The sequence below is a fragment of the Modicisalibacter sp. MOD 31.J genome (assembly GCF_020147985.1).
Taxonomy (GTDB): domain Bacteria; phylum Pseudomonadota; class Gammaproteobacteria; order Pseudomonadales; family Halomonadaceae; genus Modicisalibacter; species Modicisalibacter coralii.
In genome coordinates this window covers 266,586-291,659 of the sequence record NZ_JAGXFF010000001.1, presented here as the reverse complement: position 1 = coordinate 291,659, position 25,074 = coordinate 266,586, and the positions used below count along the sequence as shown (strand labels likewise).

The 25,074-nt window shown below is 62.1% G+C and carries 23 protein-coding genes; 10 read left to right on the top strand and 13 right to left on the bottom strand.

Going from position 1 to position 25,074, the window contains the following annotated elements:
* Window positions 1-29 precede the first annotated feature (29 nt).
* Window positions 30-1,301 carry an Nramp family divalent metal transporter gene (locus tag KGR00_RS01320; RefSeq protein ID WP_224417984.1) on the bottom strand — a complete coding sequence of 424 codons (1,272 nt, stop codon included), beginning with the start codon at window positions 1,299-1,301 and terminating at the stop codon, window positions 30-32.
* A 126-nt stretch (window positions 1,302-1,427) separates the two neighbouring features.
* Window positions 1,428-2,345 (bottom strand): dihydrodipicolinate synthase family protein, encoded by a 918-nt coding sequence (locus KGR00_RS01315; protein WP_224417985.1) that lies wholly within the window; start codon window positions 2,343-2,345, stop codon window positions 1,428-1,430.
* Between the two features lie 271 nt (window positions 2,346-2,616).
* Between KGR00_RS01315 and KGR00_RS01310 the strand changes: the two genes are divergently transcribed.
* Entirely contained in the window at window positions 2,617-3,621 is a 1,005-nt protein-coding gene (locus tag KGR00_RS01310; protein WP_224417986.1) for a LacI family DNA-binding transcriptional regulator, read from the top strand.
* Between the two features lie 74 nt (window positions 3,622-3,695).
* On the opposite strand, the gene KGR00_RS01305 is transcribed toward KGR00_RS01310, so the two are convergent.
* Complete coding sequence (locus KGR00_RS01305; RefSeq protein ID WP_224417987.1) at window positions 3,696-4,472, bottom strand: sulfite exporter TauE/SafE family protein; 777 nt, start codon at window positions 4,470-4,472, stop codon at window positions 3,696-3,698.
* A gap of 1,008 nt (window positions 4,473-5,480) precedes the next feature.
* Window positions 5,481-6,443 carry a LysR substrate-binding domain-containing protein gene (locus tag KGR00_RS01300; protein WP_224417988.1) on the bottom strand — a complete coding sequence of 321 codons (963 nt, stop codon included), beginning with the start codon at window positions 6,441-6,443 and terminating at the stop codon, window positions 5,481-5,483.
* 111 nt (window positions 6,444-6,554) lie between these two features.
* Between KGR00_RS01300 and KGR00_RS01295 the strand changes: the two genes are divergently transcribed.
* Genes KGR00_RS01295 through leuD form a run of 4 tightly spaced genes read left to right on the top strand, consistent with a single transcriptional unit; the run spans window position 6,555 to window position 11,058 of the window.
* Window positions 6,555-8,066, top strand: coding sequence for a DASS family sodium-coupled anion symporter (locus KGR00_RS01295; RefSeq protein ID WP_224417989.1), 1,512 nt, complete (start codon window positions 6,555-6,557; stop codon window positions 8,064-8,066).
* A gap of 36 nt (window positions 8,067-8,102) precedes the next feature.
* Window positions 8,103-9,014, top strand: a complete 912-nt coding sequence (locus KGR00_RS01290; RefSeq protein WP_224417990.1) for an alpha/beta hydrolase — start codon at window positions 8,103-8,105, stop codon at window positions 9,012-9,014.
* Window positions 9,011-10,426 carry a 3-isopropylmalate dehydratase large subunit gene (gene leuC / locus KGR00_RS01285; RefSeq protein ID WP_224417991.1) on the top strand — a complete coding sequence of 472 codons (1,416 nt, stop codon included), beginning with the start codon at window positions 9,011-9,013 and terminating at the stop codon, window positions 10,424-10,426. Before KGR00_RS01290 ends, leuC begins: the two co-directional genes overlap by 4 nt.
* On the top strand, window positions 10,423-11,058 hold the full coding sequence (gene leuD / locus KGR00_RS01280; RefSeq protein WP_224417992.1) for a 3-isopropylmalate dehydratase small subunit: 636 nt from the start codon (window positions 10,423-10,425) through the stop codon (window positions 11,056-11,058). The genes leuC and leuD overlap by 4 nt, the downstream gene beginning before the upstream one ends.
* A 238-nt stretch (window positions 11,059-11,296) precedes the next feature.
* Here leuD and KGR00_RS01275 read toward each other — a convergent pair whose 3' ends face one another.
* The 6 genes from KGR00_RS01275 to KGR00_RS01250 form a co-directional block, all read right to left on the bottom strand.
* Window positions 11,297-12,100, bottom strand: a complete 804-nt coding sequence (locus tag KGR00_RS01275; RefSeq protein ID WP_224417993.1) for a hypothetical protein — start codon at window positions 12,098-12,100, stop codon at window positions 11,297-11,299.
* Window positions 12,101-12,118: 18 nt separating this feature from the next.
* Window positions 12,119-12,859 (bottom strand): SDR family NAD(P)-dependent oxidoreductase, encoded by a 741-nt coding sequence (locus KGR00_RS01270; RefSeq protein WP_224417994.1) that lies wholly within the window; start codon window positions 12,857-12,859, stop codon window positions 12,119-12,121.
* A gap of 63 nt (window positions 12,860-12,922) precedes the next feature.
* Complete coding sequence (locus KGR00_RS01265; RefSeq protein ID WP_224417995.1) at window positions 12,923-13,711, bottom strand: SDR family oxidoreductase; 789 nt, start codon at window positions 13,709-13,711, stop codon at window positions 12,923-12,925.
* Window positions 13,708-15,069 (bottom strand): MFS transporter, encoded by a 1,362-nt coding sequence (locus tag KGR00_RS01260; protein ID WP_224417996.1) that lies wholly within the window; start codon window positions 15,067-15,069, stop codon window positions 13,708-13,710. Before KGR00_RS01260 ends, KGR00_RS01265 begins: the two co-directional genes overlap by 4 nt.
* 57 nt (window positions 15,070-15,126) lie before the next feature.
* A complete protein-coding gene (locus tag KGR00_RS01255) occupies window positions 15,127-16,008 on the bottom strand; it encodes a polysaccharide deacetylase (RefSeq protein ID WP_224417997.1) in 882 nt (293 codons plus the stop codon).
* Between the two features lie 416 nt (window positions 16,009-16,424).
* Window positions 16,425-17,444: a GntR family transcriptional regulator gene (locus KGR00_RS01250; RefSeq protein WP_224417998.1), complete on the bottom strand. Its 1,020-nt coding sequence runs from the start codon at window positions 17,442-17,444 to the stop codon at window positions 16,425-16,427.
* 360 nt (window positions 17,445-17,804) lie between these two features.
* Between KGR00_RS01250 and KGR00_RS01245 the strand changes: the two genes are divergently transcribed.
* Genes KGR00_RS01245 through KGR00_RS01225 form a run of 5 tightly spaced genes read left to right on the top strand, consistent with a single transcriptional unit; the run spans window position 17,805 to window position 23,347 of the window.
* Window positions 17,805-19,325, top strand: coding sequence for an NCS1 family transporter (locus KGR00_RS01245; protein WP_224417999.1), 1,521 nt, complete (start codon window positions 17,805-17,807; stop codon window positions 19,323-19,325).
* A 49-nt stretch (window positions 19,326-19,374) separates the two neighbouring features.
* Window positions 19,375-20,730 (top strand): amidase family protein, encoded by a 1,356-nt coding sequence (locus tag KGR00_RS01240; protein WP_224418000.1) that lies wholly within the window; start codon window positions 19,375-19,377, stop codon window positions 20,728-20,730.
* 32 nt (window positions 20,731-20,762) lie between these two features.
* A complete protein-coding gene (locus KGR00_RS01235) occupies window positions 20,763-21,065 on the top strand; it encodes a hypothetical protein (RefSeq protein WP_224418001.1) in 303 nt (100 codons plus the stop codon).
* Window positions 21,066-21,087: 22 nt separating this feature from the next.
* Window positions 21,088-22,131, top strand: coding sequence for a GTP-binding protein (locus KGR00_RS01230; protein ID WP_224418002.1), 1,044 nt, complete (start codon window positions 21,088-21,090; stop codon window positions 22,129-22,131).
* Complete coding sequence (locus KGR00_RS01225; RefSeq protein WP_224418003.1) at window positions 22,124-23,347, top strand: extracellular solute-binding protein; 1,224 nt, start codon at window positions 22,124-22,126, stop codon at window positions 23,345-23,347. Before KGR00_RS01230 ends, KGR00_RS01225 begins: the two co-directional genes overlap by 8 nt.
* A gap of 84 nt (window positions 23,348-23,431) precedes the next feature.
* On the opposite strand, the gene KGR00_RS01220 is transcribed toward KGR00_RS01225, so the two are convergent.
* The 3 genes from KGR00_RS01220 to aroQ all read right to left on the bottom strand — a co-directional run bounded on the left by KGR00_RS01220 (window position 23,432) and on the right by aroQ (window position 25,067).
* Complete coding sequence (locus KGR00_RS01220; RefSeq protein WP_224424103.1) at window positions 23,432-23,665, bottom strand: hypothetical protein; 234 nt, start codon at window positions 23,663-23,665, stop codon at window positions 23,432-23,434.
* Window positions 23,666-23,739: 74 nt separating this feature from the next.
* Window positions 23,740-24,621 carry a shikimate dehydrogenase gene (locus KGR00_RS01215; RefSeq protein WP_224418005.1) on the bottom strand — a complete coding sequence of 294 codons (882 nt, stop codon included), beginning with the start codon at window positions 24,619-24,621 and terminating at the stop codon, window positions 23,740-23,742.
* Window positions 24,618-25,067, bottom strand: coding sequence for a type II 3-dehydroquinate dehydratase (gene aroQ, locus KGR00_RS01210; protein WP_224418006.1), 450 nt, complete (start codon window positions 25,065-25,067; stop codon window positions 24,618-24,620). The genes KGR00_RS01215 and aroQ overlap by 4 nt, the downstream gene beginning before the upstream one ends.
* Window positions 25,068-25,074: the final 7 nt, after the last annotated feature.

Here is a 25,074-nt window from a genome sequence, read left to right as displayed (position 1 = left end):
ATGCCACGGGACCTGGATGCGCCTCGGGCTCAACCGAAGAGTTTGACAATAAGCCGGAACGAGATGGAAAAGATGGCAATGAGACCCAGGATGGCGAACCCGGTCTGCCAGGGCCCGTTCCGGAGATCGCCCATGACATCGCGGCGTTGCGTCAGCAGGAAGAGAATGATCCCCAGGAAAGGAGCGACCAGAACCGTCAACGCTTGAGCGATCAGGATCAACTCGATGGGAGACCCCTTGGACACCAGGGTGACTCCCGCCCCCCAGGCCAGAACACCGTACACCAGAATCTTGACCCGCCAGGAGGAAAGGCGGCTGTCCCAGCCCAGGGCATCCGCGAGCAGAGTACCACCGGCCGAGGCGTTGGCCGCCATAGAGGAGAAAGCCGCCGCAAAAAAGCCCAGACCGAACAGAGTGGAACCCAGTCGTCCCGCCAACGGTTCAAGTACGCTTGCCAGTTGCGGGAAGGTGGTCACCACGGCCCCCGTCGCGTTGAGCACGGCGGAAGCCACGATGATGATCAACATCGCCATGACAGCCGTCGCCATGTTGCCCGGCAACGTATCCATGAGTGTGATGGCACGATACTGCTCTCGCTTGAGCTTTCTCTCGTGGATGGCGTAGCCGGTATAGAATGCCGAGTTGATCGAGAAGTTGGTGCCGATGAGTGCGATCAGTAGCACACCGGCCTGGGCCGGGATCTGGGGTACCAATCCCTTGGCCGCGGCTACCCAGTTGGGATCGCTTAGAATCGTCGACGCCAGAAAGCCGACCGACATAAGACCGATCAACGCCACCAGTAGCCGTTCCATGGCCTTGTAGGTGTTACGCATCGCGATGAGCAGCCCCACCGCAACCGTGCATGCCAGGGTCCAACCGACGACAGAGCCGCCGAGCAGCAGGCTCAACGCCAGACCCGACCCCACCGCATTACCTACGGCGAACATCAGGGTAATGGCAAACACACCGAAACCGGCCAGGACACCGACCGCACGGCCCAACGTCCGTTTGGTCACGGCGACCACCGAGTCGCCCGAAGCCAACCCAAGACGCACCGCCATGTCATTGAAGACGAACATGAGCACCGCCGACACGAGAATGACCCAAAGCAGGGCGTAACCATATTGGCTGCCGGCCTGGACGGCGGATGTCAGCGCGCCTGGCCCGAAACGCCACGCGCCGGCGACGAAGGCCGGGCCCATGAGGGCGAGCATTTGGGGGACCGACAACGAAAAGCGGGCCTGGCGGGAAGTCGCCGACGACGCGGATCTTTCAGTATCTCGCTGGGTATCCGTATTCATCACGCGCTCCTGATAACTATTTTTATAGGAATGGAGGTATGGACGAGTCTGGCGAGACGGTGATGCCCAGAAGGCATCACCGAGGAGGTCGGCCAAGACCCGGGGGGGGATCCTGGCCGGATGCGCTCAGGCCAGCCCTGCTTGACGCATGGCATCGGCGATCTGCTTATCCGCGCCTTCGGCGAGCGGGCGTAGCGGTGCACGCACGGTCGCATGATCGAGAATCCCACGAGCGACCAGTGCCCACTTGAGGGCCACGGTGCCTTCCATATGGGAGCCACGGTGATAGACGTTCTTGGTGACCGGCATTAGACGATCATGCAGCTCGCGCGCCTTGGTGTAGTCCTTCGCCTTACCGGCCTCGATCATCTCGATCAGCGGCTCCGGGGCGATGCCACCATAGCCGACCAATGCCCCGTCCACGTCGAACATGGTGTGTAGCAGGTATTCATCGTGGCACGTCAGGATTTGCAGGTCGGGACGTTCGGCACGAATCACGGGGATTTCGGTGTCCCAGCGTTTCATGTTGCGTACACCGTTCTTCATGGCGAACACGCCCGGCTGCGCGGCGATATCGAGCTGAGTCTGCAGGTTGTAGGTGGCCTTGGTGTTATCCGGATACTGGAACAGAATCAGCGGCAGACCGCTTTCCTCGTGGATACGACGGTAACGTTCCTGCGGCGCGCCTTCCTGATAGCCAAAACGCAGCCAGCCATGCGAAGGATAGACGAGGCCCGCGGAAGCACCCGCCTCGACCGCCCGCTTTGCCTCCTCGGCGGCGACGTAATCGCCTTCACGGGTGATGCCGGCGATGATCGGTACCTCGCCCTTGACCGATTCGACGAACGCTTCGATGACCCGCGTTTGTTCCTCGGACGTCAGGAATGTGCCTTCGCCGGCATGCCCCAGGACGACCAGCCCCTTGATGCCGTCGATACCACCTAGCCAGGAACCAATCTTCTTGATGCCGGCATAATCCACTTCACCATCGCGAGTGAAGGGGGTGACCGGTGCGGGGGTCAGACCTCTGAGATCGAGAGACATGGTAATTCCTCGTCGTTGCACGAATGTGGTAACGTTACTGGGAACGTTTGCAAATGCTTGCACCAAATATTTCGGGCGCAAATACAACCTTGGTCTAAGCGGGACTGGGGGATGTTTGCATGGGTCGACGCCAGGGCGTCACCATCATCCTATTGCTTACTTATAAGACGACACGGCAGTCGCTAGAATCATTCGAGTCGACGTCCTTGGCGCCGCTAACATTCCGGCACGCAAGCTCTCTGCCTCACCCAGGGTCATGAAAAGCAAAGCAATGAACGACAAACCGATAACCATGCACGACGTCGCCAAGGCCGCCGGCGTGAGCACCTCGACCGTCTCCCGCGTTCTGGACGAGCGCCTACCGCCCTCCAGGAGCCCCGCTGCCCAGCGGGTCAGAGAGGCCGCCGAAGTCCTCGGCTACAAGCGAGACATACTGGCGTCCAGTCTGCGACGTGGGGGCACAGGGACCATCGGCGTGCTGGTCCCCCGGCTGAGCGACACCGTCATGGCACTCATTTACGAGGCAATCTCCCGGGCCGCGCAGGAACGCCATTATTTCGCCATCGTGGCGACCTGCGGCGACGACCCCGAAAGCGAACGCCAGGCGGCCGAGTCGCTGCTGAACCGACGGGTGGATGGCTTGATCCTGGCGACCAGCCGGCTAGACGACCAGCTTCCCTCGCGATTGCGCGAGCAGGGCGTGCCGCACACCCTGGTATTACGCACCGATGGCACCAGCCCCTCTGCCTTGGGCGACGATGCCCAAGGCGGCTATCTCGCGACTCGACATCTACTCGACCTCGGCCATCGAGACATCGCGCTGGTCGCCGGGCCCGGCTTCACATCCACTGCGCGGGACCGTCAGGAAGGCTTCAGGCGGGCCATGCGAGAAGCCGGCATCACCGTCCGCGAGGAGTGGGTGGTCGAGTCCGGTTTCGGTATCGAGTCGGGTGAGACAGCGGGTTTCGACATTCTCTCTCGACAGGAGCGCCCTTCGGCGATATTCGCCGTCAATGACAATCTCGCCATTGGGGTCATGGCCGCCGCGCACCGTCTCGGCATCGATATCGGTGCATCGCTTTCACTGGTTGGCTACAACGATATCCCGTTGGCGAGCCGCCTGCCGGTGCCTTTGACATCGGTTCACACGCCTTTCGACTATGTCGCTCAACAGGCCATTGAATTGTTGTTCAGCGAAAAGGCCCGGGGCACGGCCTGCATCAGGCGCGCCATGCCCAGCTTGATGCCGAGAGCCTCGTCCGTGATTCATCGATGAGCGTGCTGTCCGGCGCCCGGCCGAACCCGACCATCGACACCCGGCCGACGGCGTATCTCGATCAACTTTCCACCCTACCCGAGCAGGAAATGCCCGCCCACCAGCAGCAGCAGCACCGCGAACGTCAGCTTCAGAACCCGCGCGGGTAACCGGGAGGCGAGCCGTGCGCCGAGTCGCGCGCCCGGCACACTCAGGATGACGATGCCGAAAAAGGCCGGCCAGTAGACATAGCCCGTAGTCCAGTTCATGGCGACCGCATCACCGCCGACGAGCATCGCCGTCATCGCCCCCACCAGGGCCAGCGGGATGCCCGCCGCGGCCGCCGTGCCGATCGCCTGACGCATGGGGACGCTGCGCCACTCCAGGAAAGGCACCGTCAGCGCCCCGCCGCCGATGCCGAACAGCGCGGAGGCAATGCCAACCACGCTGCCGGCCGCCGCCATTCCCGGCCAGCCGGGAAGCGCCCGGGCGCCGCGCGGCCGGGCTCCCAGCAGCAGCTTGCCCGCCAGGCACAGGAAGAACAGGCCCAACAGCAGCGACAGGACACGCCCGGACAACGCATCGCCCAGAAAGACCCCACCGATCGCCCCGACCGTCATTCCCGGCAGCATCGGCAGCAGGCAGTCGAGACGCACGTTACCGTGACGATAATGCGCCCGGGCTGACGAAAGCGACGTGATGGCGATCGTGGCCAGCGACGTGCCTACCGCGAGATGCAGGGCGATGTCGCCCTCCACGCCTTGCCAGCCCAGCACTACCACCAGCAACGGCACCACGACGACACCCCCGCCGATACCGAACACGCCCGCCAGGAATCCGGCCAGCAGACCAATCAGGGGATACGCCACCATGGCATGTACTCTCGCTGGGAATTGCAGAAATTATCTTCGGCGATGCTCAAATGACTCGTTCATTTTCGAGCATCGACCGGATCTTGCCGCGTGGCCGTGAACACCCCGTCAAGACGGTACACTGATACGCAGGGCCCATGACGAGCGATTCGAATCCCATGAGCCCAAGCGATCAAATTTCGCCATGTCCATGGTTTCCATCGGCGCGCTGACATCTACGCCCTTGGCCAACTCCAGAAACGCGTCAAGGCTGCTCCTCATCTTCGGGTTTCCTTGGCCAGGCCCTCAAGCCTTTCCTTCGATGCTTCCAGGTTTCCCGCTCCTATCCAGGCCTTTTGCATTTTCGCAACCGCCATATTGACATGGATTCAGTCAGCCTGGCCGATGGCGTGGGCGGCCATGGACCCACCCATGCCAAGTAGAACACAAATCAGCATCCCCGTTTCTTCATGTTCTTCTCCTTGAAGGTCAGCGAGATGCAAGGCCCCAACTCTATCATCGCAGAGGAGGCAGTGCGCCATAACCGGGTCTGCCCCCATACCACTCGATGCACGCAACTAGCCATTTTACTGAACCGCCACTCTTTCCGTGAGCAGCCTTTAGAACGCATTTCCAAACCCCGATGATGATGGGCGTCGGGGGCAAGGCGAAGCGAGGGTCCTTTGCCATGGATGGCAAAGGTAGCGCCCAGGGAGGGGTTTACAGCGCCCTCGCAACGGTCCGACGCCTCGGGCCTTGCCAACGAGGAAGCCCATCCCATCCACCGGTTATTAAAGAAGCTCTTAGCCACGACTCTACACTAACCAATCACCAAATTTTAAATTCAGAAAGTTGCCACCCAAGCCACCTTCTGGAAAGGAATTAAAATGGTAAACAATTGCCCCGGCCGCCGATAAATCCTTTCGGTTGGCCAACACCGAAACAAGCACCCTTGAGAGAAATTATCAAGAGATCTGAACACCGCAGGCTCCGCGCTTATCGCTTGAATTCAGTACTAGCATCAAACCATCAGACTTCCAGTTGAGAGAAGTAATTTTCAAAAAAATCCAGACACACGCGTATCTTGGCCGAGTTGGCAGCTCGAGTTGAATAAATCGCCCAAACATCGGCACTCTGACTGTAGTCGTTTAGTATGCGTACCAAGCTGCCCTGCTTCAAAAGTGGTCCGACATCCCACATTGAACGTAGCAGGATGCCACGACCGTGCAATGCCCACTGAAGCACGATTTCACCATTATTTGAGGACAAAGGCCCCCTGACACGAATGCTCTGAGTGCTGCCGCCACATTCCAAATTCCAGACACCGAAAGCGTTATTGCGTTCTTTGATGACCAGGCAGTCGTGCTCAGTCAACTCATCCAGTGTAACCGGAATCCCGCATCGCTCCAGATAACTTGGGGCTGCACAGAGCACGCGCTGGTTCGAGATCAGATGGCGACTGATATGCTGACCGGGCAAATCGTCGCCCACTCGAATTTCCAGATCGAAACCCTCTCCTACGATATCGACCACCCTATCAAACACCTCAAAGCGGATCTCCAATTCTGGAAACTGCTTCGCGAGCCCTGCGATGGCAGGTGCCACATGGTTGCGTCCAAACCCGAAACTGCTGCAGATACGGAGCAGACCACGCGGGCTCTGGCGCGCATCGGACAGATCATCGAACAGGGTATGCATATCGTCCAGGATCTGCACCGCAGCACGCTCGGCCAGTTTCCCGTCATCTGTCAACGCGCAGCGCCGGCTGGTTCGGTGAAACAGGCGAGTATTCAACGCCTTCTCGAGGAGCCGTATGCGCTTGCTGATATAGGCGGGAGACACGCCCAGCTCAGCGGCTGCATCCGTGAAGCTCCGTTTCCTGATGACAATCAGGAATACACGGAGGTCTTCCGGAAGCGGCCATTGTTTACGAATCGTGTCCATACCTCTCACACCAAGCAGGTTACCTTCACGCAACGTGAATAATAGCATTGCTGGTGCCTGATCCTTAAACGACGTCTCAAGTAAGGCCCAGCCCTAACGACAAAACACCCCGTAGGAGCCGATACAAGCGCTGCCCAGGTGATATAGGAGAGATGCTCCATGACGAAAAATACAACTATAGTATCATCATCCTCAGCTCGTAATTTGAACGCGCACGCCAATGGGGATGGCAACACATCCAGTCACCTTGCCGCCCGGATCGGTTTCTATCTCGGGCCGATCCTGTTGATTGTGTGCCTGGTGATCCCCCCGCCCACGGGCATGCCCGTCTCAGCCTGGACAACCGTGGGCATGACGTTGCTGATCGCCACCTGGTGGTCGACCGAGGCCATCCCGATCCCCATCACCTCCTTACTGCCCATCCTGTTAATTCCGACATTGGGTATCGGCGAGATCGGCGACGCCACCGTCCCTTACGCCAACCCGATCATCTATCTTTTCCTGGGCGGCTTCATACTCGGCCTCGCGATGGAGCGCTGGAACCTCCACAGGCGTATCGCACTCAATACGCTGATGCTGGTTGGTAGCTCCCCTTCGCAACAGATAGCCGGCTTCATGCTATCCACGGCATTTCTCAGCATGTGGGTCAGCAACACCGCAACCACGATCATGATGTTGCCAATCGGCATGTCCGTGGTTCACCTGCTTGATCATGGCAAAGACGGCTCGGACAACGCAGAACGTGCGCGCTTTGCCACAGCCCTGCTGCTGGGCATCGCCTATGCAGCAAGTATCGGCGGCGTCGCAACCCTCATCGGCACACCACCGAACGCAATGCTTGCTGGTTTTTTACAAGCAAATTACGAGGTTTCTATCGGCTTCAGTCAGTGGATGCTGCTGGGTATCCCGGTCGCGGCGACGATGCTGCTTTTCACGTGGTGGTGGTTGACTCGGCGCGGCTTTAAACTCCATGACGGGAACAGCCGGGAACTGATTCGTGCGGAGATAGCAGCGTTAGGTCCTTGGTCCAAGGGTGAGAAAATGGTCTCGGCAGTCTTTTCACTCACGGCGCTTAGCTGGATATTCAAGCCGTTTATCGCAAACCACCTGCACGGTATCAACGACACCAGCATTGCCCTTACCGGCGCGTTGTCTCTGTTTCTCATTCCAGTCGATACCAAGCAGCGCATCTTCCTTATGTGCTGGAAAGACGCCGTCAAGCTTCCTTGGGGCGTGTTGCTTCTATTCGGCGGAGGGCTATCGCTGGCCGCAACCATTCAGTCGACCGGCCTGGCCGAATGGATCGCAGATAGCATCGGATCACTTGGCACCTTACCACTACTCGGCATGATTGCACTAGTGACCGCCGTCATCATATTTCTGACCGAGGTCACGTCCAATACCGCAACCGCGGCCGCCTTCCTGCCACTCCTTGCGGCGGTCGCAATATCTCAGGGGTTTTCCGTGGAAATGATCGCAATACCCGCTGCCATCGCCGCCAGTTGTGCGTTCATGCTACCGGTCGCAACACCACCTAATGCGATCGTATTTAGCACCGGCCACATGCGGATAAAGTCAATGGTCACCACCGGATTTTGGCTAAATATCGGAGGTGTATTGCTAGTAACATTTCTGAGCTATTTCATTGTAGGTTCGATCTGGATTCGCTAGACATTGGGTCACTCAAACTCATCAGGAGAAACAAAGATGTCTTCTAGTCTTTGTCAGTTGTTCCCCAGTTTTGAGACACGACGTATTGAGGTCGAACCACGGACCTACATCAACGCTCTCATCGGCGGTAGCGGCCCACCGCTACTATTATTGCATGGCCACCCCCAGACACTTGCGATTTGGCACAAGGTAGCGCCAGCACTGGCCGAACATTTCACCGTCGTCGCAGCCGATCTTCGTGGTTACGGCGATTCATCGAAGCCAGTTGGCCTGCCGGATCACTCAAACTACTCAAAGCGAGTGATGGCACAAGATCAACTGACGTTAATGCGCCGCTTGGGATTCGAAAGGTTTGACCTGCTAGCACACGATCGCGGGGCTCGGGTGGCACACCGGCTCGCCATCGATCACCCCCAAGCCGTGTCACGACTGATCCTACTCGATATCGCGCCGACACTTTCCATGTATCAACAGACCAGCGAGACGTTCGCTCGCACCTACTGGCACTGGTTTTTACTAATCCAACCCGCCTCACTACCCGAGCGTCTGATCGAAGTCGACCCCGCAGCATACATCGTTGACGTGATGGGCCGGCGTAGTGCTGGGCTTGAGCCGTTCGATCCGCGAGCACTCGATGAATACCGGCGCTGCATCGCGCTTGATGGCACTGCTCATGGCATCTGCGAGGATTATCGAGCCGCGGCAGGCATTGATATGGAACATGAGCGGGATGATATCGATGCCGGCCGACGGATCACGGCGCCTGTGCTCGTGATGTGGGGCGAACACGGCGTGATCCAGAAATGCTTCAGACCACTCGAAGAGTGGAAGAAACTGGCCGACAAGCTTGAAGGTGGGGCTCTCCCCTGCGGGCACTACATCGCCGAGGAAGCACCGGATGCACTGCTCGCCAGGGTTTTACCGTTTCTTCTTGAGGCAGACTCATGAAACCGAAGACGCTCTATCGAAAAATTGTCGATTCGCATACGGTAGCAACACTAGACGAGCATAATTTTCTGCTTTTTTGCGACCTGCACCTCATGAACGAATACACCAGCCCGCAAGCATTCGCGGGGCTTTACGAGCAAGGTCGCCCCGTATCGATGCCGGGTCAGAATATCGCCGTCGTGAGCCACATCATTCCTACGCACCCGACCAGGATTCGGGTAATCGACGACACCGCATCAGCACTTCAGGCATCGAACCTGAAGAAAAACTGCGATTATTTCCATATACCACTGTTCGACACTAACGATGCCTTGCAAGGCATCGAACATGTGGTGGCTCCAGAGCATGGAATGATTCGTCCCGGCATGGTGGTAATCTGCGGAGACAGTCACACTACGACATATGGTGCGCTCGGAGCCTTGGGCTTCGGCATCGGAACCACTGAAGTGGAGCACGTACTGGCGACGCAGACGCTGGTCTACCGGCTCGCCAAGGACATGCGCATACGCATCGGCGGTACCCTCCCCCTGGGTACCACGGCCAAGGATCTAGTACTTGCAGTAGTCGCTCACATCGGAGCCCAGGGTGCTCGTGGCTACGTGGTCGAATACTGCGGTAGCGCCATCGATGCGTTATCGATCGAGGCACGCTTCACGCTGTGCAACATGACGCTCGAAGCCGGGGCCCGCGGCGCACTCGTGGCTCCCGATCAGAAGGCGATAGACTACGTGATAGCTCGCGCGCCGGACATCACTTCTGAACATCACGACGCAGCGCTGGCAGCATGGAAGGACCTGCATTCCGACCCAGGATGTACATTCGATGCCGAGTATCGACTCGATGCCAGCGACGTCTCCCCCCAGGTCACCTGGGGTACCAGCCCCGATCAGGCGGTCGCCATCGACGAGCGCATCCCGAGGCTAGATGAATTTTCTGAGTGGCCAGCGCGAAGAAGTGCCGAACGGGCGCTCCACTACACCAGGCTGCAGGCAGGATCTGCCTTGGAAGGCACGCCTGTGCAGCACGTTTTTATCGGCTCCTGCACCAACGGACGGATCGAGGACCTGCGTGCCGCGGCCAGCATTGTGTACAAACGCCACGTCGCCCCGGGTGTCCGGGCGATGGTGGTACCCGGTTCCGGGGCCGTGAAAGCCCAAGCGGAAGCCGAGGGTCTCGATCGGATATTTATGCAGGCAGGCTTCGAGTGGCGCAATTCCGGTTGCTCGATGTGCCTGGCAATGAATGACGATGTCCTTACCGACGGAACACGATGCGCGTCGACGACGAATCGCAACTTCGAGGGGCGCCAGGGCCGAGGCGCCATCACCCATCTAATGAGCCCGGCAATGGCAGCTGCAGCCGCTGTAGCTGGATACATTACCGACGTACGTCGACTGGAGATCCTGCAATGACTGAGCACACGCGCATCAAGGGGCGCGCGGCGGCGCTTCGCATCGAGAATCTCGACACGGACCAGATCATGCCCAAGCAGTTCCTACGTGGCATCGACAAGTCAGGCCTGAAGGAGGGCTTGCTTTATGATCTTCGTTTCGATGCTCAAGAACAGGCACGACCCGATTTCGTGCTTAACCAGCATTCTTATGCAGATGCATCGATCCTGGTCGGTGGCTCCAACTTTGGCTGCGGATCAAGCCGCGAGCACGCCGTCTGGGGTCTCCAGCAGTTCGGCATTCGAGCCGTGATCGCACCGAGTTATGCCGAAATTTTCTACTCCAATGCAATGAACAACCGGTTGTTGCTGGTGACCTTGCCGCCAGAGCAGATCGCTCAGTTGATGGACGATGCAGATGCCCCCACCAGGAATACTGTCGAGATCGACATCAAGGAGCAAAGCCTTAAGAGCTATAGCATTCAGGCTAATTTTGAACTGATGCCACGCCACCTAAAAATGTTTATTGAAGGCCTGGACAGTATCGGCCTTTCGCTGACCTATCAAAGTGATATTTCAAAGTTCGCTGACCAACATTGGGCTCGACAGCCTTGGTTGCGTGACGTAGCGGCAATCACACATCAGCGCCTCTGAAATTTATAGCAAACCTTCTTCAATATTATGCGACCATCCGCTTTACTGCTGAGGATATGTTATCTTTTATTTTCTTCGAGAGATGGACGCCATCTCGACCTAACCGAGAAGAACATGTTAGATGTGTGGTCCTGCGGTGTCCCTGACCACCGGTAAGAACACGCATCATCATGATGCCAGCTCGGTCTTCCGCAAGGAGGCGATCGCAGTGAGTCATGGCAACACCGTACCTGACGGGTCACATGTTGCGCTTGGCCAACTTGGTCGTCGAGACCGCCCCCCTTGGAAGAAACCACAGCAGAGCACTGACGAGAAGCGAAGCGCCCAGAGCGAGAACAAAGGCAAGTGCAGGGGGCAGTGACTCGGCACTGGCCGCCATCACCGTACTGAAGGCCACCAGACTGAGCATCCCGAGCTGGGTATCGGCCAGGGTGGCGCGAGCCATCCCGGGCCCGTGACGCTGGTGCAGTGTCAGGGCGATGGTCAACATGCCGATGGGAAAGCTCAGGGCAACACCGGAGACGGCGGGCGCGATGGAATCGAGTACCACGGTGGCCAGGCAAACGATGATCCCGGCGAGCGAGCCACGCATCAGCAAGTCGCCCCAGCGTGGCGCTTGCGACACCGTATCGCGCGAAAGCCCCAGGGTACGCATCAGCCACCGTGCCAATAACAGAGCCAACAGAAACACGGCCAATCCCAGCGCCACACCTCCCGGCAAGGAGGCAGCCGCAGCGGCCACCGGTAGCCAGATGAGCGCTGCCAGGGCGACGCTCACCGACGCCCCAAACCCGCCGGCCAACAGCACGTAGCCCAGGCAGAAGGTCAGGGTCGCCAGCATGGCGTGCAGCGATCCCAGGGCCGCCTCGGCGACGAAAGACGCCGGCTGCTCACGCAACATGAAGAAGTATCCCGGCCCCAGCACGATGGGAGTCCCGGCCAGAACGCCGCCCAGCCTGGGCCCCAGCCGCGCCACGGCCAGGGAAACGCCGACCACCACCAACGCCGTGGACAACCACTTGATGAACAACACACCGAGCATCGCTGCTCTCCCGACCGGCTACATCACGTCGCCGCTGTTGGGCCCGAGGGTCTGGCCGACATAGAGATCTCCATCCGGCGAGGCGGCCAGCATCAGTGCCGTGGGCGCGACCTCCTCGGCCTTGCCGAAACGGCCCAGGGGCAGTTTGGCCTCCTTGTCGGCGATCCATTGCGCGCTCAGGCCCTGCAGCATCGGCGTCAGGATCGGGCCAGGGGCAATGGCATTGGTCAGCACCCCGAAGGGCGCCAGTTCGTGGGCCATGGCCTTGGTCAGCCCCAGCACCCCCGCTTTCGCCGAACAGTAGTGGGCCAGCCCGACACCGCCCTTCAGCGCCAGCTGCGAGGCAATGTTGATGATCCGGCCGCGCTTGCGTTCGACCATGTGCGGCGCGACCTGGCGACTGACCAGGAAGACGCCCCGCAAGTTGATGCCGATCATGCGATCGAAGGTTTCGGTGGCCATCTCCAGCAAGGGAGTCTCGTCCAGGATCCCGGCGCAATTGACCAACACGTCGATGACCCCATGGGCCTTCAGGACATCATCGACCATGGCCGGCACCGAGGCCTCGTCGGCCACATCCACCGCATGCAGGGTGATACCCGGATCCAGCCTGGGCGCCCATTGGCGACAGGCCTCGAGATTGAAATCGGCCACGGCGACCGTGGCGCCTTCGGCCTGGAAGCACTCGACGATGGCGCGGCCGATGCCACTGGCGCCCCCCACCACGAGGGCGACCTGGCCCTGGAGTTTGTTTGTCATGAGAATATCCCGTCTCTTGAGAGCGGGAGGCGAGACACCGGCCTCGCCTCCCTCATCAGGCGATCAGCTCGGCCAGCGCACGGTCAGCCCGCCATCGACGATCAATTGCTGCCCAGTCACATACGACGCGTCGTCGCTGGTCAGAAAGCGCACCGTGCGCGCGACTTCCTCGGCGCGCCCCACCCGACCCGCCGGGATCATGTCGCCGGCGGCGGCCAGGCCGTCGGGCCCCAGCGAGTTCACCGGATCGAGCGATTGCGGGGTCTCGATCAGGCCGGGTATCAAGGTATTGACGCGTATCCCGCGGGGCGCGAGTTCGACCGCCAGCGACCTAACCAGCCCCAGCAGGCCACTCTTGGCCGCCGCGTAGTGGGCGTGATCGTCCCAGCCATAGACGCCGCCCGCGATCGAGGAGATGGCGACCATCGCGCCGGGTCCGGTCATCACCCGAGATGCCCCGCGAAAGACGCGCATCACTCCGGTCAGGTCCACCGACAGCATGTCGTCCCACGCCGCGTCCGAGAGGTCCTCGAGCGATGCCTGACGCAGGATGCCGGCACCGGCCACGGCGATATCCAGGCGGCCGAAGTGGTCGATGGCCGACCGCGCGAAGGCCTCGCACTGTTCGCCGTCACGCACATCCACCGCCACGGGCAGGCACTCCCCGCCCGCATCCCTCACCGCCGCGACGGTTTCCGCCACATCGTGGGGATCGCCCGGATAGTAGCCTGCGACCACGTTGACGCCGGCCCGAGCGTAGCTGACCGCCAGGGCCTGGCCGATCCCGCTGGCCGCGCCGGAAATGATCGCGACCTTGCCCGCCAGACCGTCATCTCGTGTCAGTGCATTCATGCCACGGCCTCCTCGATGGCGTCATGCTGGCGATGGTCCACGTGACGAGTGCCGAACATCAGCAGGCCACTCAGGAGCAACGGCAGGGAGCCGGCCAGGATGGCCGCCCAGGTCATGGTGACCCCCATCGTCAGCAGCAGGGATACCAGCCCCGAGCCCACGATGGCCCCTACCGGCGCCATCACGTGCGCCACGTTGGCTCCGGTGCCACGAACATGAGCCGGGAAGGACTCGCCCATATAGAAGAGGATGGCGGCGAAGGGGCCCAGCAGGAAGAACAGCGTGATGGCATACATCAGATAGACGAAACCATCGCTGGCCGGGCCGAGCAGCATCAACAGACTGGCCACGCCGCCGAGCAGGAAGCCCATGAGTACCGTGTTGCGACGCCCGATGCGGTCGCCCACCCATCCGTGGGTAAGGTAACCCACGAAGCCCACCGCGTTGGCCAGGATCAACACATACAGCGAGCTCTCGAAACTCACACCCTTGGCCTCGACCAGGACCGTCGTGCCCAGCACGGCGAAGACCTGGATCGCCATCCAGCTGAACAGCCAGACCAGCGACAAGGAGATGGTATGGCGACGCAACTCCGGCGCCAGCACGCCTTTCAGGCCCAGATTATTGCCGGTATTGACTACCACGTCGTGCTCGGCGGCCAGTTGCGCCGCCCCCTCGGCATCGCCGGACTTGCGCCGACGCTCGACTTCCTTCATTGCCGCGAATACCGGCGACTCCGGCAGCTTGAGCGCCATCACGATGACGATGATCGACGCGCAGGCAGCGACGAAGAAACTGCCGCGCCAACCCACCACGGGCAGCAGCAACGAGGTCATCCCCGCCGCGCACAAGGCGCCGACCGGCCAGCCGCTCTGGACCAGGCTGTACATGAAGCCACGCCCCTTGGCCTTCTTGTAGATCTCGTTGAGATAGACGGCATTGACCACCTCTTCGGAAACCGCGAAGCCGGAAAAGGCCCGGATGATGACCAACGAGGCCGCCCCGATGGCGACCCCCGACAGACCGGAACTGACCGCCCCGCCGATGACCAGCAGGATCAACGTCTTCTTGCGCCCGAAGTGGTCGAGCATGGTGCCGACCACCAGAGACACGAAAAACACCCCGATGGTCGCCCAGGTGTTGACCGCCGTGGCCTTGGCCGGACTCCAGCCGAAATCGTCGGCGATGACGGGTAGCAAGGTGCCGAACAGGGTGTAGTCGTAGACCGACGCCACCCAGGCAATGAAGCAGACCAGCGAGGCATAGCCGATCTGTTTCTTGGTGATGACTCTATTCCAGGGCTCGTCGGCACTGCCGCGATGCCCTGGGGAAGAAACGCTCGAGGTTGGCTCGGTCATCGACGTCACCCTCATTTTCGATTGTCGTTGTGTGGTGATGCGGAAGCGATTACGGGGTTACTTCCTCGGGTTGCGCTTGGCGAAATCGTCGGCGATCTCGTCGAACGTGCAGAAACGCACGCCCTCGTGGCTCTGCATGTGCTCGATGAGACGCTCGAGCATCATGAGCACCTGGGGGCGCCCCGACACGTCGGGATGGATGGTCATGGTGAAGACCGCGTAGTCGTTCTCGCGGTAGACCCAGTCGAACTGGTCCTGCCACATCTCGCCAAGATGCCGGGGGCTGACGAAGCCATGGCTGTTGGGGGATTTCTTGATGAACATCATTGGTGGCAGATCGTCGAGATACCAGTTGGCGGGAATCTCGATCAAGTCGGTTTCCTGCCCCCGGACCAGCGGCTTCATCCACTCCTTGGCGGGCTTGGCGTAATCGATCTTGGTCCAGGAATCACCGACGCGTACGTAGTAGGGGTGGAAATCGTCGTGCATCAGGCTGTGGTCGTACTTGATGCCACGCTCGAGCAGGAGCTCGTTGGTCACCGGGCTGAATTCCCACCAGGGGGCCACGTAACCGGTGGGTCGCTTGCCGGACAGGTTGGTGACCAGCTCGATGTTGTAATCGAGCACGTCGCGTTCCTGTTCACGGGTCATGGCAATGGGATTTTCGTGGCTATAGCCATGGACACCGACCTCGTGCCCGGCATCGACGACGGCCTTCATCTGCTCGGGGAAGGTCTCGATGCTGTGACCGGGGATGAACCAGGTCGTCTTGAGACCGTAGCGCTCGAACAGCTTGAGCAGACGCGGCGCACCGACTTCACCGGCGAACAGGCCGCGGGAGATATCGTCGGGTGAGTCCTCGCCACCATAGGAACCGAGCCAACCGGCAACGGCATCGACGTCGACGCCAAACGCGCAGAGGATCTCTTTCTTGGCCATTTCGAACACCTCGTTGTTGAGTCTTGGGAAGGGTGTGCTGGTACGGACGACGACAGCCGCCACGGCCGCCGATTTACTGAAGACTGGATACAAAGGTCATTTTTGTCAAGACAAGCCTTCCACACCCCCTTGATCGTCTCTTTCTTGGGAAAGGCCATAAATTCAGGTTTTAAACCTGATATTCCAAATAAAACTAGGATTAATCCCTGTAAAATCGGAATTATTGAACGATTATTCTGAATAGATCGACTCAGCTCGCGATCCCGGCAAGGAAGAGACAGCGCCAACCCAATTCTCGAAACGTCATTTTCAATCACTTGAATACAAAAGTCGTTTTACGCCGAAACAAGCCGCAACGACCTGACGCCCCGCCGCTCAGGGACGCACAGGAGAGAAACGGAAAAGCAGGGAGAAGCTCAGGTGATCTTGAGCAGGTAGGGGGGCAGGCTGGGCTCGGGGAAGACCGACAGCACCTTCAGCCGGCGACGGGAACGCTCGGCCGCCGCCTGGAGGTGCGACTGCAGACTGGACGCCGCCGCGTCGAAGGCGCCGAACAGCAGGTGATCGAGGACCAGCTTGTGCTCCATCAGCAGTGGCTCGTCCGGCGGCACGCCCAGCGTCTGGAAGAAAATGCGATTGACGATGACAGGCAACTGGCTCTGGCCGATCATTTCGCGAGCCTTGCGATTGGGATAGAGACGCAGGCAGCGCTGATGCAGGTCCTGCTCCAGCCGAGTGATGGCGGCGGCGCTCTGGCGCTCCGGATGGTCGATCAGGCGCTGAACCTCCTCCCGCATCGCCTCCAGCTCGGCGCGATCCAGCAGGGGCCCGGAGACCTTGAGCGCCGCCGGTTCCAGCAACACGCGAATCTCATAGTCCTCGGCCACCGCCTGGGCCGTCAGCGGGCCGGCCAGCCAGTGCGAATGGCGATCCTTTTCGATCAGCCGCTGATTGCGCAACCGACCCAGCACCTCCCTGGCCACGGTACGACTGACCCCGTGATGTTCGCTCAACACGGTCTCGATGATGCGAAAATGACCGAAGGCCAGGCAGGTCGCCACGGCCTCCTCGACCTGGGGGTAAATGCGATCGGCGGCCGACCGGGTATCCACGGCGGGCTGCTCGCCACTCCCCAGGCCCAGCATGTCGGGCGTCAACGGGTCACGTACCGGCTCCACCGACTCCGGGTCCGACGTCGCCAGAAAGCCCCGCCCCTCGAAACGGCTGATCAGCCCCTGCTGGTGCAACAGCTCCAGCGCCTTGCGCACGGGGCCGCGGCTGGTGCCGAAAAGCCGGGCGATGGGGCCCTCGAGCAGAATCTGATTGGACGGCAGGCGCCGCGCCTGGATGGCCTCGCGCAACGTCTCCTGGATCATGACATACCGCGGCGCACGCCCCTCCTGCCGCTTGCTCGAACTGTCTGCAGTGGCCAGCACCCACTCCTCCCTGACGTCATCGACTCGTTCCTCGCGCTCGGCACGTTCGGCGCGAAACGCCCCATCACGGGCGCCGGCCTATTTTGACACTTCCCCCCAGGCCTTTCGAGGTCAAGAAAAACGACCCATGGAACCGATCGTCATTTTTCTCACATCGTGAATTCATGGCCAACCAGAAAACCGCCAATAAACAGTCTTTTGAAGGCGCTACGAGATGTCCTGAAGCAAAACCTCCTCGCCACCCCTTGGCATAAAATGATCTTTGTATTCATACTGCAATTACTGCACGACACCCGCGACGGCTTGCCGTCGACGGGTGCCGGCCTACAACAAACACACAACATCTCGAGGAACGCTGCAGTGGCCCATCAACAACGCAACCCCGACAGTCGCAGCACCGCCGAAGGCGGCGGCGCCCGGCAACACCTGCTCGAAGCCGCCATCCTGCCGGTCTGGCTCAACCAGCGCACCATCGGCTTCTTCGGCTTCATCTGGCTGTGGATCGGCATGGCCGTGATCATCGCCACCTTCCAGCTCGGTGCCGGCGGCGTCGCCGGCCTGCCGCTACTTCACGTCGTCGCCATCATCTTCTTCGCCAACCTGGTGCTCGGCGTCGTCATGAGTCTCACGGCGGATATCGGCACCGAACATGGCCTCTCCTTCGCCGTCTACCTGCGCGCGCCCTTCGGGATCAAGGGCACCCACCTGCCTGCGGTGTCGCGCGGCATCGTCGCCGCTATCTGGTTCGGCGTGCAGACCTACCTCGGCGCGCTGGCCCTCAACGGGATCGTCGAATATCTCTGGGGGTTCGATAACTGGCCTCTGTGGTACACCCTGTTCGCCGTCGTGCAGATCGCCAACACCGCGCTCGGCATCCGCGCCGTGGAGCTGCTGGCCTCCATCGCGGCGCCCTGCATCGTGGCCATCTCGGTGTGGATGTATTTCACCCTCGACGTGCTGGCCAAGACCCAGGGCATCAATATCTGGACCTTCGTCGGCGATCAGGATATCGCCGCCCTGGGACTGTTCTTCGCCAACATGGCGTTCTGGTCGGCGCTGGCGGTGGACATCCCCAACCTGACGCGCTTTCTACGCACCCCCGGCGGTGAGCGCAATTTCTTCACCCGCAACCGCAACGTGTTCGTCGCTCAGTTCCTGGCGCTGCCCGCCACGCAAGCCTGGATCGCCCTGATCGGCGGGGTCTCCTTCATCGCCGCGGGCGACTGGAATCCGGTCACGGTCATTCAGGGCCAGGGCGGCGGCCTGACCCTGATCGCATTGCTGCTGATGGTGATCCTCGCCCAGTGGTCCACCAATAACGCCGCCAACCTGATCCCCGCCGCGCTCACCTTCGTCAACGCCGGGGCGCCGCGGATCAGCTACCCGGTCGCCCTGGTCATCGCCGGGGTGATCGGTACCGCCGCCATGCCCTGGCTGATCCTCGATCATCTGTTCACCTTTCTGAGTTACTACGGTGCCATCCTCTCGGCCGTCGGCGGCATCATGGTGGCGGACTATTACCTCCTGCGGCGCCGGCGCCTCAACGTGCCCGCGCTCTTCGACACCGAGGGCCAGTTCCGCTTCGCCAACGGCTTCAACCCGGCCGGCATCATCGCCTGGGTGGCGGGCGGCATCATGGCGCTGGTGTTTCTGGAATACGCCTATGCCGTCGGTTTCGTCACCGCGCTCGTGGTGTATCTGGTACTGATGAAGGGCTGGATCCTGCGCCGCTACCCCCAGCAGGAACTGGTCTCCGATTTCGATGACCGCTTTCTGGCGACGTCCGTGGGGCGCAACTGGGTCTATACCGAGCAGGGGCGTTTCGAGCGCCTGGGTACCGACGACATTCCTGCCTCGGCGCTGAAGCGCGAGGATCGCTGAGCATCGGCGGGCGTTACCGGGTGACGCCCGCCCAACCGGGAGACAACCCATGGATCCTCTTCCCTGCACCGCGCTGGCCATCGGCCAGGCCCTCCAGGCCGGCGACATCGACCCGGTGACGTTGACGCAGCACTGTCTGGAGAAGGCCAGGGACAGCCACGCGGTGTTCATCTCGTTGACACCGGACCGCGCCCTGGCGGAGGCCGAGGCTGCCGCCCACCGCCGGCGGCTCGGCATCCCGCTGAGCCCTCTCGACGGGGTCCCGCTGGCCTGGAAGGACCTGTTCGACATCACCGGCACCCTGACCACCGCCGGCAGCCGGGTGCTCGCCAAGGCGCCCGCCACTCACGACGCCACAGCGGTCCGCCATGCCACGGGAGGCGGCCTGGTGTGTCTCGGCAAGACCAACCTGACCGAGCTGGCGTACTCCGGTCTGGGCCTGAACCCGCATTACGGCACCCCTCACCATACGCCGGCGGGATCGCCCCCCCGGGTGCCCGGCGGCTCGAGTTCGGGCTCGGCGGTCGCCGTGGCCCAGGGTATCGTCCCGGCCGCCATCGGTACCGATACCGCAGGCTCGCTGCGCGTTCCCGCTGCCTTCAATGGCCTGGTGTCCTACCGCCCCTCCCGGGCACGTCACGATCGCCGGGGTGTCACGCCACTCGCCGCGAGCCTCGACACCATTGGGGCGATCGCGACGTCGCTGCCGGACTGCCTGGCCATCGACGACCTGCTGCGCGGCCAAGCCGTCGAGACGCGAGAGCCGGCGGACCCCGGGCAGACGGTGATCGTGCTCGACACGACCTGCCTCGACGACGAACGCCTCGAGCCAGGCGTGCGACAACACCTGGAAAGTAGCGCCGAGCGACTCGCCCGGGCCGGCTTCCAGGTGATCAGGCGGCCCATTGGCAGCGTCGGCGACACCCTGGATCTCATCCAGCGTCACGGCTGGCTGGGCGCCGCGGAAGCCTATACCGAGTACCGGGATCTACTCGAGCGCGACGAAGCCGAGCGCATGGACCCCCGCGTGCGGCAGCGACTGCTGGCCGCGCGACACATGACCCCGGATAGGGTCGTGACGCTGTATCGTCAGCGCCGGGAACTCCAGACGCGCCTGCGCCAGGACCTGGCGGGCGCGACGCTACTCACCCCGACCGTGGCCCACGTCGCCCCCCTGCTGTCGCCACTGGAGGCGGACCCCGAGCGGTTTGCCGAGGTCAACCTGGCCACGCTGCGCCTCAGCATGGTGGCCAGCCTGCTGGACTCCCCGGCGATCGCGCTGCCGAGCGGGCGCGACGACCAGGGCCAATACACCAGCATCCAGCTCAGCGCACCCTGCGGCGAGGACGAGGCGCTCTTGCGGGCGGCCCTGGCAGTCGATGCGTGTCTGAGCGACACCCCCTAACCCGATCACGTTTCCACGTTCAAGGAGATCCCATGTGCGGACTTTGTGGTGCCCTCGGCGGTGACGATCACTGGAGCACGCATATCGAAGACCCGGAACGGGCCCATCACGAGCGCCGTCGGGCCCGCGCCTACCGGGCCAGGTTGATCAATCGCGTGCTCGGCCCGAGTCGTCTGGCGGTCGAGGACTTCCAGGCGTCGAGCTTCGTGCTGGCGACCGCCACCGGCAAGCGGGAGATGGTCGAGGACCTGGGCGGCGTCTGGCGCCAGGCCGAGCAACTGAGCGGGCGCGAGCTCGATCCCCTGGATGCGGCATTCCTGGCGTCCCTGGGCTGACGCCGCGGCGAGGAGACTCTCGATGACCGACACGACTGCGTTGCTACCGGTGCATGTGATTTCGGGCTTTCTGGGCAGCGGCAAGACCACGCTGCTGAAGTCGGTGCTGGCCAGCGAGGCCTTCGGCGACAGCGCCGTGCTGATCAACGAGTTCGGCGACGTGGGCCTCGACGACCGGCTGCTCGGCGAGATCGCCGAGGATGCGGTGCTGCTTGCCAGCGGTTGCGTCTGCTGCACTATTCGCGGCGAGCTGTCGGACGCCCTGCGGCGCTTGCTGTCACGGCGGCAGAACGGCGAGATTCCCGCGTTCCGGCGCATCGTGCTGGAAACCACCGGCCTGGCGGATCCCGGCCCGATCGCCTCCACCATTACCGCCGACCCTGTACTGCGCCACCACCTTCGTCCGGGGACCAACCTCACGCTGGTCGATGCCGTCAACGCCATCGACAGCCGCCGGCACCACCCCGTGTGGGAAGCGCAGGTCGCGGTGGCCGACAAGCTGGTCATCAGCAAGACCGATCTGGTCGATACGTCCCGCATCGACCACCTCCACGACCTGCTGGATACCACCAATCCCGCCGCGCAACGACTGGGCCGCGAGGCCCTGGACCAGCCCAGCGACGCGCTGTTCGCCAGTGGCCCCCATCTCGAGCGTTTCACCCGCGCCCGGGTCAGGACTTGGCTCGGCCCCTGGCGCGAATCGGCCAGCCCCGAGACACGAAGCCACCTGGGCGATGTCAGCGCCTTCCGCCTGGCCTTCGACGGCGAGCTGGACTGGACCTGTTTCGGCCTGTGGCTATCGATGCTCCTCAACCGCCACGGCAACGACATCATGCGGGTCAAGGGGGTGCTGCACGTCAGGGACGATCCTCGGCCGGTCATCCTCCACGGCGTACAACACACCATTCATCCCCCCGAGCATGTCGAGGCCTGGCCCGACGACGACCGCCGCTCGGAGCTCGTCTTCATCACGCGTGGTATCCCGGCCAGCCGCGTGGCAGACTCGTTGCAAGCCTTCATGAGCGCCGTTAGCGACCACCCTTGCCCCAGGATTTCCCATGCCTAACGCCGTACCTTCACCCGCTTCGGGCGGCCCCTACGTTCAACGCGGCCCGGTCAACCTGCGCGTGCTGGGTACTTCGGTCACGCTGCTGGAAAGCATTCGCCGGCAAGCGCGCGCCGACCTGGGCATTCGCCTGACGTTCGACGTGCTCGACGGTGTCGCCGCGCAACGGGCCGGCGTGCTGGCCCCGGACAGCTTCGACATCTACGACCAGTGGTTTCACAACGTGGATTTCGTGTGGCCGGCCAACGCCATCCAGCCCATCGATATCGCGCGCATCGACAATTGGGACAAGATCAACGCCCTGCCGAAGACCGGGCGCCTGACGCCACACGCGCCGCTGGGCGCCGGCAGCAATCCGGTCGATCGTCTCTATATCCAGCCCGATGGCAGTTGCGGCTCTCGCCCCAGCGGCCACATCACCATGCTGCCGGTCAGTCATAACGTCGACAGCTTCGGCTACCGCCTGGACATGCTGCCGGACGGATTGAGTCGCGATCAGGAGAGCTGGGCCTGGCTGCTGGACAAGCGCTGGCGGGGCATGGTCAGCCTGCAGAACGACAGCGCCATCGGCGCGATCGACGCGGCGCTGGCCGCCAAGGCGGCGGGCCTGGTCGACTTCAAGGATCTGGGCAATCTCAGCGTGGCTGAGATCGACAACCTCATCGACTGCCTGATCGCACTCAAGCGCCAGCAGCACTTCCGGGCGTTCTGGAGCAACCAGGACCAGGCCTCCTCCGACATGGTGCGCGGCCGAGTCGGTATCGAGAGTCTATGGTCGCCGGCCATGACCGACCTCAAGAAACGCCATATCAAGGTGCGCATGGCTTCGCCCATGGAAGGCTACCGCGCCTGGTACGGCGGCATGTCGATCTCGCGCCATGCCAAGGGCCGCACGCTCGATGCCGCCTATGACTACCTCAATTGGTGGATCTCCGGATGGCCCGGCGCCGTCATGGCCCGCCAGGGCTACTACATATCCACCCCGGAGCTGACCCGCCCCCACCTGTCGCCCGCCGAATGGGACTACTGGTACGCCGGCAAGCCCGCCGCCGAGAACCTGGCCGACCCATCCGGTGCCAGCGGGCTGATCCACCGGGGCGAAATCCGCGATGGCGGTGACTACCTGACGCGCATGAGCCGGATCGCCGTATGGAATACGGTCATGGACGAGCACAACTACCTGGTCCGGCGCTGGAACGACTTCATGTCGGCATGACGGAGGTAAAGGAGCGCGGGAAAGGGGCTGTGGAAAAGCAACTTCTTGATGGCGCGCCCAGCAGCGAGCCCCTGTAACGTCAGTTTACCGATATCCGCCCATTTCCCAAGTGATCGTCTCGACGCTCAACGCCCCGAAACCCTTGATGTTGCGGGGCGCCAGCACCGCTTCATGCTGGATGCAGGTAGCCACAATCTGGGCATCGGCAATATCGATCTGCCCTCCTGCACTCTCGCTCGCAGCGACCTTCTCCGCGTAATGAATCGCAGCCCCGCTATCGAACGGCAGGATGCGTCCCGAGAAATCCTCCTCGAACATCGCCGCCGCCATGGCGGCAAGACCACGTTTGCACCCACGTCGATCTCGTCCTGGCTGCGCGCCCCGCGACACCATCAGGCCGCGGGGTCAGGGGCTGCCGCGGCAAGCCGCTGGAAGTGCGACATCATGCGATCGGCATCGGCGGGCCGTCCGCTGATCAGCTCGAAGGCCTTGACCGCCTGGAACACCGCCATGTTGGTGCCGTCCATGGTGGTACAGCCCAGCGCTCTGGCCTTGCGCAGCAGTTCGGTCTCCATGGGAAAGTAGATGATGTCGGCGACCCAGAGGTCGGCACGCAGCAGTGGCTCGGGGACCGGCATACCGGGCAGCTTGTCCATGCCCACCGGGGTGGCGTTGACCAGGCCATCGGCGGCGGCCATCTCGGCCGTCAGGTCGGTACCGACGCGTGCCCGCCCCGTACCGAAGCGGCCTTCCAGGGACGCGATCAGCTCGCGCACCTTGCCGGCATCGGTGTCGAAGATCACCAGGGTCTCGACGCCCTGCTCCAGCAGGGCGTTGGCCACGGCGGCACCGGCGCCCCCGGCTCCCATCTGGACGACCCGTCGACGCGGCGCCTGTCCCAGGTTGCGTCGGAAGGCCTCACCGAAGCCGGTGCAGTCGGTGTTGTGGCCAATCAGCTTGCCATCACGGAGCACCACGGTATTGATCGCGCCGATGGCACGCGCTTCATCGGAGAGGTCGTCGAGGCAGGGAAGGATCGCCTGCTTGCAGGGAAAGGTGACGTTGAGGCCGTCGAAGGCGCCCAGGCGCACGGCACGCAACAGTTCCGGCAGAGCCTCGGCATCGAGTCCCAGGCTGTCCAGATCGATCAGCTTGTAGACATAGGCGAGCCCCTGGCGGCGACCCTCCTCCATGTGCAGGTCCGGCGTCTTGGAGCGCTGGATGCCGGCACCGATCAGCCCGACCAGCACGGAATGGTCATTGACGGCGCTCATCGGGTGGTTGCCTCCAGCCGCTGGGAGAAATGCTCGATGGCCAACGCATAGCCATGGGTACCCAGTCCACAGATCACCCCGACGGCCACATCGGAGACATAGGAGTGGTGACGGAAGGCTTCGCGCTTATGCACATTGGAGATATGCACTTCAATGACCGGCAGCTCTGAGGCCAGGATGGCATCGCGGATCGCCACCGAGGTGTGGGTCCAGGCCCCCGGATTGAGCACGACGCCGTCCACCTTGCCGCGGGCCTGGTGCAACCAGTCGATCAGCTCGCCTTCATGGTTGGTCTGGCGGAAATCGATGGTCAGGCCGCAGGTCTCGCCCCGACGCTGGCAGAGGGCCGCCACATCGGCCAGGGTCTCATGACCATAGAGTTCCGGCTGACGGGTGCCGAGCATGTTGATGTTGGGCCCGTTGAGAACGAGTAGCGTGGCTGTCATGGGTATC